The following is an 11,792-nucleotide window of genomic DNA, read 5'->3' on the forward strand; positions in this document are numbered from 1 at the left end:
GTGGCAGAGCGACTCTCGCTGCAGGCTGCCCGCCATGAGGGGCGCTACTGGTCCACGACGTCATCCGGCCAGAGCCCGATCACGCTGCTGAAGCGGTCCACGACGGCCGCGACGACTCCGTCGCCGTCGAGCGCGCGCTGGACGTCCTGACGTGACGGGGATGCTCTCCGTCGACCCACCGGTGCAGCGACGTGAGCGGGCCGGCGAGTCCGGGCTCGATCTCGGACCACCGTCGGCCGGGTAGGCCGTCAGGCCGGCGGCTGGATCCGGGCCGGTGAGATGAACGCAGTAGTGGCGGAGGAAGACCCGCAGGCCGTAGGCGGCGTCGGTGTCACCTGCGAGCTCCTCGCTCGCGGCGGCCGCGACCTCGACTCCCCGGCACCGGTCGGCGTAGCGGGCCGAGAGGCGTCGCCCGACGACGGCCGCGTCGGGCAGGTCGATCGACAGCAGGTCCACGTCCGACGACCCGGGACGCGCAGAGCCGGTGGCGACGGAGCCGTAGAGGTACAGGGACGCCCCCGGCTCGCCGACGAGGGCGACGGCGTCCCTCAGGACGTCCTCGAAGACGCCGGGCACGCGGTCCCGGCGCGCGCCCGTGCGGATGGTGCCGTCACTCGCCACGCCCTCGTCCGGGTCGGTCAACGTGCGCTCCCCTCCGCGGGCGGGCCCGGCTCACCGGTCAACGTAGCGGGGGCGGTGGAGGCGCGCGCAGGGACCGGTCCGCGAGGATGGGCCGATGAGCGAGCGCTTCCGACCCGGCGAGAGCGTCGTGGTCCGCGAGGTCGTCGACGGCCTGCTGTGGACGGAACGCCCTGTCACGGTGGTCGTCGACGATCCCGACCGGCTCGTCCTGCACCAGGCCGCCGGCAGCGTGACGCGGGAGCCCATCGACCCGTCCGAGCGCACGGACTACCTGCGGATCATGGCGGGCAGGCGCTGGACCCTGCGCGACAAGGTGTGGCAGCCGCCCGGTCGTCTGCGGATCGGTCGCGTCGGCCAGCCCTTCGAGGTGTGGCGGCTGTCGACCCCCGACGAGCGGGAGGTGAGCGCCTGGTACGTGAACCTGCAGGAACCGTTGCGACGCACGGCCGACGGCTTCGAGACCCTCGACCACGTGCTCGACATCCTCGTCGCGCCCGACCTGTCGTGGTGGCGGTGGAAGGACGAGGACGAGCTCGTCGCGGCCGTGGAGCACGGGGTCCTGACGGCGAGGGAGGCCGCCGCCGTCAGGGCCACCGGCGAGGCGGTGATCGCCGACATCGAGCGCGGCGACCCGCCGTGGGACCTCACCTGGGCGACCTGGCGGCCGGGAGAGCGCGACCCGGGCCCAGGTGAGCAGGCGCAGAGCAGGGCGGCGAGCGCGGTGCGACACCTCCCCGGACGGCACCGCCTACGGCGCCGGGACCGGCGTTGAGCGGGCGTGCTCGAGCGCCCAGGCCAGGGCGTGGTCCGCGACCTCCTCCCAGCCCGGTTCGGCGCAGATCCAGTGCGAGCGGCCCGGGAACTCGTGGTACTCGGTGAGGGCGGGCGACTTCGCGTAGTGCTTCGCGTTCGACCTGTTCACCGAGGGCGGCATGATGTGGTCCTTCTCGCCGCCGATGAACAGCAGGGGCGCACGATCGGCGTCGTAGTCCACCCACGTCTCCTGCTTGCCCGGCTTGAGGTTCGCGATCAGGCCGTAGGCCCACACCCAGCTGCCCGGCGCGGGGATCGCGAACTCGCGCCACACCGCGTCGGAGTCCTCGCGCGAGAGCGTGTTCGCGAACGCGTAGTGGAACTCCTCGGGTGTGAACGCCACGGCCCGGTGCGCGTTCGCCGGGTTCCGCAGTGCCGGGAACAGTGACCTGACCTGCGACAGGGGGGTCACGTGAACCCCCTCGGTCGGTGCGGAGTCCACGACCACGCCCGCCGCTCCCAGGCCGCGAGCCAGGAGCAGCTGGGTGAGGGTGCCGCCGAAGGAGTGGCCCATGATGATCGGCGGCTCAGGCAGTGCCGCGATCTGCGTCGCGAGGTGGTCGACGGTCTCAGGCACCGTGAGCCGGGCGATCACCTCAGTGTTCTCCCGCAGCGCCTCGACCTCGACCTCGAAGCCGGGATAGGCCGGGACGAGGACGTCGTGGCCCGCGGCCTCGAAGCGGTCCTTCCAGCCGCGCCAGCTGCGCGGGGTCATCCACAGGCCGTGCACGAGCACGATGGTGGTCATGATCGGTTCCTCTCAGGCTGTCGGGGAGTCGATGAAGATGAGAGATCGCCTGTCGTCGAACGGCACAGATCGGCTCTGGCGGGGGATGTGGTCGACCACCCCGGCGACGTACGCTGGGGCCTCGACGCGGTACACACTGGTCCAGCGGGGAACCGTCGGACCTGCGCAGGTCCGTCAGAGACCTGCTGTTGGCAGCCACAGACCAGCCAGAGGGCGGGGTCCCGCACGGGGACGGCGCCCTCGACCTCACGACCCACGGCCACGAGGGGAAGGGGCGGTGGCATGGTGGTGCTGCTGGACACCCGGACCGTCGCGTCCACGGACAGGCTGTCGGCGATCTCGGCCGCCCTGGAGGGGACCACAGCTCCGTGCGACGTCCGCTACGACGACGCCCCGGACCGTGTCTTCACGCGTATCGAGGCCTGGCGGCTGGGCGACGTGGACGTGTGGCGGAACCAGGCCTCCGGGATGCGGATGGTCCGCGGCAGCCGTCACCTCCGGGTCGACCCGGACTGCCGGATCTCGATCGCCGTCCAGGAGGCCGGTCGGTCGCTGATCAGCTACGACGACGCCGACCCCGACGTTCGCGCGGGGACGGGCGGCTTGATCTGCGTCGACCTGACGAAGCCGTACGACTACGCGTGGCGGGGGCTGGGCTCGGCCTTCTGCATCTCCGTACCTGCCGACCAGGTCGGGCTGCCGGCACACGTCGTCCGCACCGCCTCACGCCAGCTGAGGACCAGCCCGCTCTACGGCCTGTTCCAGCGGCACCTGCTCGGTCTGGCACACCGCACCGACGCGGTCACGGCGGATCCGACCGCCACTGCGGTCGGTAGCGCCTCGGTCGACCTGCTGCGTGCCCTGCTCGCGTCCGCCGCGCACGACGCCAGGTTCGCACGGAGCACGATCGCGGCGACGCTGCTGGTCCAGGTGCGCGCCTACGTCCAGCAGCACCTGCGCGACGCCGACCTGACGCCCGCCACGGTCGCGCAGGCGCACAACATCTCCGAGCGGCACCTCTTCAGGATCTGTGCCGCGGCGGACTTCAGCCTGGAGCAGTGGATCATCGGCCGACGCCTGGTGGGCGCGCACGACGAGCTCGCTCGCGCCTCGAACGTCATGGTCCCGATCTCCTCGATCGCCCGCCGCTGGGGCTTCCGTGACCCCGCGCACTTCACGCGTCGCTTCAAGGCGGCCTACGGGCTCACCCCGCGGGACTGGCGTCGCATCGCGCTCTCCGAGCCTGCCGGAACCTGACCGCGCCGTGCGCTCAGGTGCGGACCTCGACGCACGAGGCCGAGCACACCGAGTGCCACCAGCACGCCGAGCGTGCCGAGCGCGACCGGTCGCAGCGTCAGCGCCCACGGCCAGGACGGGCCGTCGAGCGGCAGGCCGTCGACGGGGTACTCGAGGACCTTCGCCGTCCACCGCGCGGTGGCCACGTCGGTCGTCCGGGCCAGGTCCTGCAGCACGGCGTCGTACGCGAAGCCGGGTCGCTCGTGGGGGTGCACGACGTCGATGCCGGGGACGGTGCGGGGCCCGGTCGTGCCCGGGACGACGAGCCGGTCGAGCCCGGCCACCGACGCGGTGCGCGGCACGAACGTCAGACCGTGACGCGACCTCACCGGCCGGTCGCCCACGGCGACCGTGTCCGCGGCCAGCGACTGCGCGTACGTGTCGAACACCGAGGCGAGCTCGAGCTCGCCGACGCCGTCCGTGAGCTGGACGCCGATGCGCGGCCGGTCCCAGCCGAAGGCGCTGTGGAGGGCGACGACCGCGTCGGGCGGTGCGAGCCGCGTCCGCGCCATCCGCGGCGGGCCGCTCGACGCGTCGTACGACCAGCCGATCGCCCGTGCGGCCCGCACCGCGGCGTCCTGCCCGACCAGCCGCTGCACGGCGTGCAGGGTGCCGTCGATCCCTGACAGGACGCCGGCCGTGCTGATCACGGCACCGTCGTCCACGTACCGCGTCCCGGCGACCCAGTCGACGGCGGGGTAGGCGCCGGCCCACTCGTCGAGGCGCAGCCAGTGGGCGGTGGCCCGGTGGCCGTCGAGCAGCCCCGCCGAGGCGACCACGGCGCCCCCGTTGCAGACGCTGAGGATGACGGCGCCGCCGTGCGCCTGGGTCGTGAGCCACGCGGTGACGGGCTTCGTCGTGGGCCGGCCGACGTCGGGCATCGCCGGCACGACCACGAGGTCCGCCGGCCCACCGAGCAGGTCCTCGAGGCCGGTGAACGTGAGGTCCGGCACGAGGTCGAGCCCGCCGGTGAGCGGCACCGGGTGGCTCCCGGGGGCCACGGTGTAGACGTTGAACGCACCCGTGGCGGCGAGGATCTCGTACGGGGCCAGGACGTCGGACGCGACGGCACCCTTGGCCCCGACCACGACGGCCGCTGTCGGTCTGGTCGGGTCGTACGCGGTCGGCGCCGGGCTCGGGGACGCGCCGTCGGTCCGCGCGGCGTTGAGGCCGGTGACCGTGTCGACGGCCGTCGGGCCGCCGAGTGCGGCCGGGAGCGCCAGCGCTGCGAGCACGAGCAGGACGACCCTGAGGAACGCGCGCACCGGGCTCACCACCCGTACTCGTGGCGGCGGCGCAGCATCACGGCGACCATCGCCGCCAGCATCATCACGTGCCCGGCCGTCATCAGCTCCATGTCGGTCACGGCTCCGGCCCGGCTGAACGGCAGCAGCACCAGGAACGGCAGGTACATCGCGGCGGCCATCTCGGCGACGGACGCCACCCCGTGCCCCCGGACCCGCATCCACACCGCCATGCCGATCGACATGTTCGTCGCCATCACCAGCACCTGCGCGGTGGTGCTCTCGCTCAGGGCCGGCCAGGCGAACGACCAGACGGGCTCCAGCAGGACCATGCCCGCCACCATCGCGACCACCATCTCCGCCGCGTGCCGCGTGAACCGCAGCGCCGGGTGGCGGGCGGTGCCGTGCTCTTCGTGGTTCATCTCGACTCCTCGTGGATCCGATGTGCGGACACACGACAGCGTCGACCGGCCCACGGCCGCGGTCAGGTGCCGATCGTCACGCCTCGGGTCACCCTCCGGGAGTGACCCCGGCGCCGCCCATGGTCAGAGGATCCCGAGGTCCCGGGCCCGCAGGGCCGCCTGCGTGCGGTCGCGCACCTCGAGCTTCGACAGCACGCTGCTGACGAGGTTCTTCACGGTCCCCTCGGCGAGGTACAGGGTGCCGGCGATCTCGCGGTTGCTGAGCCCGTCGGCCAGCAGCCGCACCAGCGCGACCTCCCGCTCGGACAGCGGGTGCGTCGACGGCGCCGTGTCCGCGGGGATCCGCACCACCCGCGCGACGACCTTGGCCGCCACCGACGGCTGGAGCACGGTCTCCCCGTGAGCGGCCGCGACGAGCGCCTCGACCAACCGTGCCGAGCTCACGTCCTTGAGGAGGTAGCCGACCGCGCCAGCCCGCAGCGCGGCGAAGACGTCCTCGTCGTCGTCGAACGTCGTCAGCGCGATCACCCGGACCTCCGGCTGCTCGGCACGGAGCCGAGCCGTGGCCGCGATGCCGTCGAGCACCGGCATGCGCAGGTCCATGAGGACAACGTCGGGTCGCGCCGCGGCGCTCGCGCGGACGGCTTCCTCACCGTTCGACGCCTCACCGACGACCTCGATCCCGGGCTGCACCTCCAGCAGGGTCGTGAGCGCCTCGCGGAAGAGGGCCTGGTCGTCGGCCAGCAGCACACGGACCGTCACCCGGGCACCTCGACGACGAGGCTGGTGACGCCGTCGGGCGGGGTGGAGACGAGGGAGAGGCGCCCCCCGACGTTGGCCATGCGCTCGCGGAGCCCCGCGAGCCCGAAACCGTCCGCCGGCTCCTCCGCCAGGCCGCGACCGTCGTCGCGCACCTCGAGCCGGACGTGGTCGTCGTCGCGGAAGTCCAGCACGACCGCGGTGCGCGTGGCGGCCGCGTGCTTCCTGACGTTGGTCAGGCCCTCCTGGGCCGCTCGGAAGAGGGACTCGTCCACGTCGGCGCGCAGCGGACGGGCACTGCCCCGGACGTCCAGCTCGGTCGGGACGCCGGCCTCCGTCGCCTCGGCGGCGAGCGTCCGCAACGCGTCCGCGAGGACGGGACGGTGCTCACGCAGCGCCGCCACGGACCGCCGGACCTCGGCGAGGGCCTGTCCCGACTGGTCCTGCGCCTGGGCCAGCATGGCGTCGAGGCGATCGGGGTCTGCGGTGGGGATGACGGCGCGGGCCGCCGCCAGCAGCATCCGCACGACCGTCAGGTGGTGGCCGACGCCGTCGTGGATGTCGCGCGCCAGGCGGTTGCGTTCCTGGGTGGTGGCCAGCTGCTCGGCCTGCGCGGCATACCCGTGCAGGCGCTCGTGCGCGGCCGCGAGCTCGGCCCTGGCCCGCTGCTCGCGGACGAGCAGCTCGATCACGATCACCGTGAACGTGCTGACCGCCAGGGTGCTCAGGGCCTCGCCGAGCACGCGCGGCCACTGCATGCCGAGGTGGACGAGCGGGACGACGGCGGCTACGCCGACCGCGGCCGGCAGCGGCAGCAGCAGGACCGCCTGCGCGACCAGCACGACCAGGAGCAGCACGGCACCGACCGCGGCACCGGACAGGGAGAAGACCGCGAAGCCGAGCACCAGCTGCACGCCGACGTACCCGGCCGCCCACCCGGCAGGACGCTCCTCGACGAAGCGGAACCCCAGGATCGCCAGTGCGGCGTACGCGAGACCCACCAGCAGCGTCGGCAGGAGCTCCGCGGACCTCGCGGACCCGAGCGGCAGCGTCAGGTAGGCGACCACGGTGAGAACGGCGAGCGCCCGGTTCACCCGATTCACTGTGCAGGACGAGGTGTCGCCGGTCAATGACGCGACGGCGGGTGTCAGGCGGGTCCGATCAGTCCGCGACCCGCGCCACCAGCGTCGTGAGCGCGGCCTCGGCCCGTGCCGACGTCGACGACGTCACCCGGAACCCCTCAGAGCCAGCCGTTGCGGCGGAACGACCGGTGGAGCCCGACGCACACCGCAGCGATGACCCCCAGCACGAGGAAGTACCCGTACCGCCACCGCAGCTCGGGGATGAACTCGAAGTTCATGCCGTACACACCGGCGATCGCCGTGGGGACCAGCGCGATGGCCGCCCACGAGGAGATCTTGCGCATGTCGCCGTTCTGGCGCAGCGCGACCTCGCTCTGCGCCACCGTCACGCGGGCGGTGTTGGCCTGCAGCACGTCACCGAGCTGGCGCTCGACCGCCTCCACCGCGTCCGCGGCCCGCAGCAGGTGGTCCTGCACGTCGCGGAAGTAGGGGGCGGACGTCGGCGGCACGTGGGGGACGTCGCCGTCGACGAGTCGCTGCAGCGGACGGCCGAGCGGCAGCACCGCCCGGCGCACCTCCGCCGCCTCCTGCTTGAGCTTGTAGATGCGCTCGGCGTGGTTGACCTGCCCCGGCCCGAACACGCGCGCCTCGATGTCGTCCACGTCGACGTCGATCTCGCCGAGCGCCGACTCGTACCCGTCGACGACGAGGTCCGCCGCCCGGTAGAGCACGCCGGCGGGCCCGAACCCGGCCGCGGGGCCGTCCCCGCGGTCCAGCTCCTCGCGCACGCGCCGCAGCACGTCACCCTGCCCGTGCCGCACGGTGACGACGAAGTGCTCGCCGAGGAACAGCGCGATCTCCCCGACGTCCACGACCTCGTCGTGGTCGACGTAGCGCACGGGCTTGAGCACGACGAACACCACGTCGCCGTACACCTCGAGCTTCGGGCGCTGGTGCGCCTTGACCGCGTCCTCGACCGCGAGCGCCGGCAGCCCGAACTCGCCCGCCACCGCCGCGACGTCCGCGACCGTCGGCCCCTCGAGCCCCAGCCAGACGAAGCCGCCGCTCTCGCGCGCCACGTCGCCGGCGCGCCCCAGCGGCAGGCGGCCCGGTGCGCGCCGGCCGTCGACGTACAGTCCGCAGTCGACGACGACGCGGTCCGCGTCCACCACGCGTTCGGCGTCGTCCGCGCCACCGTCCACGTCCACGTGCGGCTCCTCTCGTCGCCGTGACCGTACCCGCAGGGCAGGGGCTGCGGGCGGAGGTCGCGCGGTCGAGCACGTCGTCACGTGCGCACCTCGTGCCGCACCGGCCGCAGTGCGCCGGGCGCGTCGACCGCGTCGGGGAACTCGCACGTGAACGTGCCGCGGTAGCCGAACAGGAACCCGAGCAGCCGGTTGCGGACCTCGAGGTCGACGTGGAACTGCTGCTCCTCGTCGTCGAACCACTCGTGCAACCGGGCCTCACCGCTGAGGAGCATCGGGAAGCGGAAGCCGACCGGCCCCTCGTAGAACCGCTGCCCGTGGGTCGTCAGGTGCAGCGAGCCGTCGTCGAGGACGCGCAGGTCGAGGTCCACGGCCAGGTGCTGGTGCGTCCCGAGGTAGTCGATGACGCGTCCCTCGTGGAGGACCATCGTCGCGTCGAACCGCCGCGTCCGGTCGCGCACGCGGTACTCCCGCACGAACGTGACGGTCTCCCTGCCGAAGGGGTCGCGGTACGGGAAGTTCGAGATCGTGAATGGCACGTCGCGCCCGATGTCGGGGACGAGGATGTTGCGCACGGCCCCGAGCTGCAGGAACGGCAGCGTCCACCACGGTCCGCGGCGGATCTCCTGCATGACGCCGCGGCCCACGCACGCGTACCCCGCGTCGAGCCCGACGCCGAACCTCTGCTGCAGCATGGGGTGCAGGCGGGCGAAGTCGGCACCGAGTGCCTGGGCGAACACGGATGTCACGGTGCCTCCAGCTGGTCGAGCGTCGTGGGGGCGTCGTCCATGACGGACGGCCCGGAGGGAGGGGCGGTCCGGCGGGTCGATCCCCGGCGGGGTGCGCGCAGGCAGCGGCCCGCGCGCGGGCGGTCCGGACGCCACACCGCCAGGACCGACGGCAGCGGCCACCGCTCGGGCTCTACGCCGTCCTCGGCCCACAGGCGCAGGCGGTCGAAGCTCCAGGCGGTCAGCCACCCGACCAGCGGGCGGACGACGAGCCGGTCGAGCAGCCGGCCCCACCCGGGCTCGTAGTCGTAGCCGGTCACGAAGGTCACGCCGTCGTCGGTCGGGACGTAGCGCCAGTAGCCGCGCCCGTCGCCCAGCGGCGAGAGCCGGTCCGGGGTCGTGAACCGCAGCGCCGACGTGCGCGTGCCGTCGGGGCGGTGCCGCTCGCCCAGGCTCGTGCCGGTCCCGGCGAGCGTGTGCAGCGGCAGCCGCAGCTCGTAGCGGAAGCGGTAGCCGCCCGTCGCGAGCGCCTCCACCGGGGTGATGCGGCTGAACCGCGCGTCCCACCGCGGGTGGGAGGACGTGTCCTGCGTGAGCTCCCAGACCCGGTCGAGTCCCGCGCGGATGTGCGTCTCGACGTAGATCGGTGTGGTCACGCTCCCACTATGGTGTGCGGGCCGACGACGGACAATCCTGGCGACGGCTCGGGCATCATCTGCGGTCGCGCACGACAACCCGCCATCGGCGGGAGACGGAGGTCGAGGTGGTCTCTCCCCAGGCGCTCAGCGAGGGTGAGCGGCGCACGGTCGCCGAGTGGGCGGCGGACTGCGCCGAGCGCGTCCTGCCGCTCTTCGAGGCGGAGGCGGCGGACGACGGCCGCCCCCGCGACGCGATCGCGCGTGCCCGGGCCTTCAGCCGCGGCGAGCTGCGTGCCGCCGACGAGATCCGCCGGCGCTTCGTCGCCGGTCGCGCAGCGAGTGCCGTCAGGTCGCCCGCGGCCGTTGCCGCGGCGAGGGCGGCGGCGCAGGCGTCCGGTGTCGCCCACATGGGTGCGCACGCCCTGGGGGCGGCCGCCTACGCCGCGAAGGCGGTCGGGCTCGGCGTCCCCGGTCGGGCGGATGCGGTCGACGACGAGGTCCGCTGGCAGCTGCGGCGGATGAGTGCGGCCACGCGGGCAGCGCTGCGGCGGCTGCCTGTACTCGGTGAGGACTCGGCGGGCCCTCTCGGGTCGGGGCTGCTCACGGGCGGCGTCCTGGCGACCGTCATCCGTCAGATCCAGACGGAGCTGGCTGGCGGCGTCCGGATGGCGCAGCACCGCGCGGGCACGGACGATGGAGCGACGGTCCAGGAGCGGCGGGAAGGGCGGCCATGAGCGAGACACCGCAGGAGCCGGAGGCCACGGCGCAGGACGGCGGCTACGGGTACCCGACCCTCGAGCAGGAGGTCACCCCGGAGGTGCTGGAGGGGGACGCCGCGTCCGCCGGCTCGCGCGACTCCACGAGTGGTGACACCGAGCCGGCCGAGGACAGCGGCGAGCGCGAGGTGCCGACGCCCGGCGAGGTCGAGGCGGACCCGTCGCCGGTCGAGCCGACCGACTGAGCAGCCCGGTCGCCGTCCCACAGCGTCAGGCAGAACGGGTGGCCCGCCGGGTCGGCGTAGACCAGGCAGTGGTCGTCGTTGGGCTGGGTGTCGAAGCGTGTCGCACCGGCGGCGAGCACCCGTGCCTCGGTGGCGGCGAGGTCGTCGACGAGGAAGTCCAGGTGCAGGTGCATCGGCACCTCGCCGTCGGGCCAGGTGGGCGGGCGGAAGTCGGCGACCTGCTGGAACCCGATCTCGCCGCCGGGCCCGGTGACCCGGGCCCACGTCGCCTCGCCCTCGGCCGAGCCGCCGGTGATGTCGGCGTAGAAGCGGGCGAGCTGCAGGGCGTCCGGCGCGTTGACGGTGACGCCGCTCAACCGGATCGCGTCGGAGGTCATGGCGCGTCCACGGGTGCGTACGCGGGGCTCAGCTCGGTCCATCGCCGTTCCCACGCGGGGGCGGGCCGGGTCGCGGACCAGCCCTCGGGGTGTGCGGGGCCGTCCAGGTCGAGCGAGTGGCCGAGGTCCTCGAGGTGGGCCTGCCAGCCCGCGCCGTGGACGTGCAGCTCGGCCAGCGGCAACCCACGCTCCTCGACGACGAGCCGTGTCCGGTCGCCCTCGGTCGTCAGCCACGCCTCGATCCGGGTCTCCTCACCGGCGTCGGAACGGGACGCGACGACCAGGTGAGAGGGAGCGTCGCAGGCCTCGATCCGCGCCTGCCCGCTCCACGAGCTGGTGAACGTCATCTCGACGGTGCCGCCGACCCGCAGGTCGCCGGAGACGTGGGCGATCCACCGTGCGAGCCGCTCGGGCGTCGTGCACGCCTCCCACAGGTCGTCGATGTCGGTGTCGTAGACGTCCTCGACCCGGATCGCTCCGGTCGTGGGGTCGAGTGCGCGCATGGTCGCGGTGGTCGTCATCTCCTGGCCCTCTTCCCTCGGCTGATCTCCGTGTGCAGCGCGTCGAGGCGGTTGCTCCACAGGGCGCGGTAGTCCCCGAGCCACTCGTCGACCTCGATGAGCGCCTCGGGACGCAGCCGGTAGATCCGGCGCTGCGCCTCCTGGCGTGCCTCGACCAGGCCGGCCTCCCGCAGCACCCGCAGGTGCCGTGAGACGCCGGGGCGGGCGATGGGCAGGGCGTCGGCGAGCTCGCCGGCAGTGGCCTCGTGGTCGCGCAGGATCGCGAGGACGGTGCGTCGGCTCGGGTCGGCCAGTGCCTGCAGAACTGCATCCATGGACCGACCGTACCCTGTGAGTTACGTAACCACAACGGTACG

General features: G+C 73.5%; 15 protein-coding genes. 3 read left to right on the top strand and 12 right to left on the bottom strand.

From position 1 onward, the window contains the following. Window positions 1–60: 60 nt before the first annotated feature. Window positions 61–642 (bottom strand): nucleotidyltransferase domain-containing protein, encoded by a 582-nt coding sequence (locus tag IR158_RS10410; protein WP_291812672.1) that lies wholly within the window; start codon window positions 640–642, stop codon window positions 61–63. A 94-nt stretch (window positions 643–736) separates the two neighbouring features. On the opposite strand from IR158_RS10410, the gene IR158_RS10415 reads away from it, so the two are divergent. After that, window positions 737–1,414, top strand: a complete 678-nt coding sequence (locus IR158_RS10415; protein ID WP_291812674.1) for a DUF402 domain-containing protein — start codon at window positions 737–739, stop codon at window positions 1,412–1,414. Here the strand turns inward: IR158_RS10415 and IR158_RS10420 are convergent. Next, window positions 1,391–2,203, bottom strand: coding sequence for an alpha/beta hydrolase (locus tag IR158_RS10420; RefSeq protein WP_291812676.1), 813 nt, complete (start codon window positions 2,201–2,203; stop codon window positions 1,391–1,393). The genes IR158_RS10415 and IR158_RS10420 overlap by 24 nt on opposite strands. Before the next feature lie 282 nt (window positions 2,204–2,485). Between IR158_RS10420 and IR158_RS10425 the strand changes: the two genes are divergently transcribed. Then, window positions 2,486–3,460, top strand: coding sequence for a helix-turn-helix domain-containing protein (locus IR158_RS10425; RefSeq protein ID WP_291812678.1), 975 nt, complete (start codon window positions 2,486–2,488; stop codon window positions 3,458–3,460). On the opposite strand, the gene IR158_RS10430 is transcribed toward IR158_RS10425, so the two are convergent. From IR158_RS10430 to IR158_RS10460, 7 genes are all read right to left on the bottom strand, one after another. Next, the gene (locus IR158_RS10430) at window positions 3,400–4,764 is read right to left on the bottom strand and encodes a DJ-1/PfpI family protein (RefSeq protein ID WP_291812680.1); all 1,365 of its coding nucleotides are present in this window, start codon (window positions 4,762–4,764) and stop codon (window positions 3,400–3,402) included. The genes IR158_RS10425 and IR158_RS10430 overlap by 61 nt on opposite strands. A gap of 5 nt (window positions 4,765–4,769) precedes the next feature. Beyond that, entirely contained in the window at window positions 4,770–5,165 is a 396-nt protein-coding gene (locus IR158_RS10435; RefSeq protein WP_291812682.1) for a hypothetical protein, read from the bottom strand. Window positions 5,166–5,288: 123 nt separating this feature from the next. Next, window positions 5,289–5,927, bottom strand: coding sequence for a response regulator transcription factor (locus IR158_RS10440; RefSeq protein ID WP_291812683.1), 639 nt, complete (start codon window positions 5,925–5,927; stop codon window positions 5,289–5,291). Further along, window positions 5,924–7,018, bottom strand: coding sequence for a sensor histidine kinase (locus IR158_RS10445; RefSeq protein WP_291812685.1), 1,095 nt, complete (start codon window positions 7,016–7,018; stop codon window positions 5,924–5,926). Before IR158_RS10445 ends, IR158_RS10440 begins: the two co-directional genes overlap by 4 nt. Before the next feature lie 146 nt (window positions 7,019–7,164). Beyond that, window positions 7,165–8,214 (bottom strand): magnesium and cobalt transport protein CorA, encoded by a 1,050-nt coding sequence (locus IR158_RS10450; RefSeq protein ID WP_291812687.1) that lies wholly within the window; start codon window positions 8,212–8,214, stop codon window positions 7,165–7,167. A gap of 77 nt (window positions 8,215–8,291) precedes the next feature. Next, entirely contained in the window at window positions 8,292–8,951 is a 660-nt protein-coding gene (locus tag IR158_RS10455) for a DUF4166 domain-containing protein (RefSeq protein WP_291812689.1), read from the bottom strand. Between the two features lie 5 nt (window positions 8,952–8,956). After that, window positions 8,957–9,595, bottom strand: coding sequence for an SRPBCC family protein (locus tag IR158_RS10460; protein ID WP_291812691.1), 639 nt, complete (start codon window positions 9,593–9,595; stop codon window positions 8,957–8,959). 107 nt (window positions 9,596–9,702) lie between these two features. Between IR158_RS10460 and IR158_RS10465 the strand changes: the two genes are divergently transcribed. Beyond that, window positions 9,703–10,311, top strand: a complete 609-nt coding sequence (locus IR158_RS10465) for a putative immunity protein (RefSeq protein WP_291812692.1) — start codon at window positions 9,703–9,705, stop codon at window positions 10,309–10,311. A gap of 43 nt (window positions 10,312–10,354) precedes the next feature. Here IR158_RS10465 and IR158_RS10470 read toward each other — a convergent pair whose 3' ends face one another. From IR158_RS10470 to IR158_RS10480, 3 genes are read right to left on the bottom strand one after another with little or no spacing between them, the layout of a single operon-like run. Then, complete coding sequence (locus IR158_RS10470) at window positions 10,355–10,915, bottom strand: VOC family protein (protein WP_291812694.1); 561 nt, start codon at window positions 10,913–10,915, stop codon at window positions 10,355–10,357. After that, complete coding sequence (locus IR158_RS10475; RefSeq protein WP_291812696.1) at window positions 10,912–11,436, bottom strand: SRPBCC domain-containing protein; 525 nt, start codon at window positions 11,434–11,436, stop codon at window positions 10,912–10,914. Before IR158_RS10475 ends, IR158_RS10470 begins: the two co-directional genes overlap by 4 nt. Continuing rightward, window positions 11,433–11,750, bottom strand: a complete 318-nt coding sequence (locus IR158_RS10480) for a metalloregulator ArsR/SmtB family transcription factor (protein ID WP_291812698.1) — start codon at window positions 11,748–11,750, stop codon at window positions 11,433–11,435. Before IR158_RS10480 ends, IR158_RS10475 begins: the two co-directional genes overlap by 4 nt. Between the last annotated feature and the right edge of the window lie 42 nt (window positions 11,751–11,792).

The sequence above is a fragment of the Cellulomonas sp. genome, from assembly GCF_015234515.1.
In the GTDB taxonomy this organism is placed as follows: domain Bacteria; phylum Actinomycetota; class Actinomycetes; order Actinomycetales; family Cellulomonadaceae; genus Cellulomonas.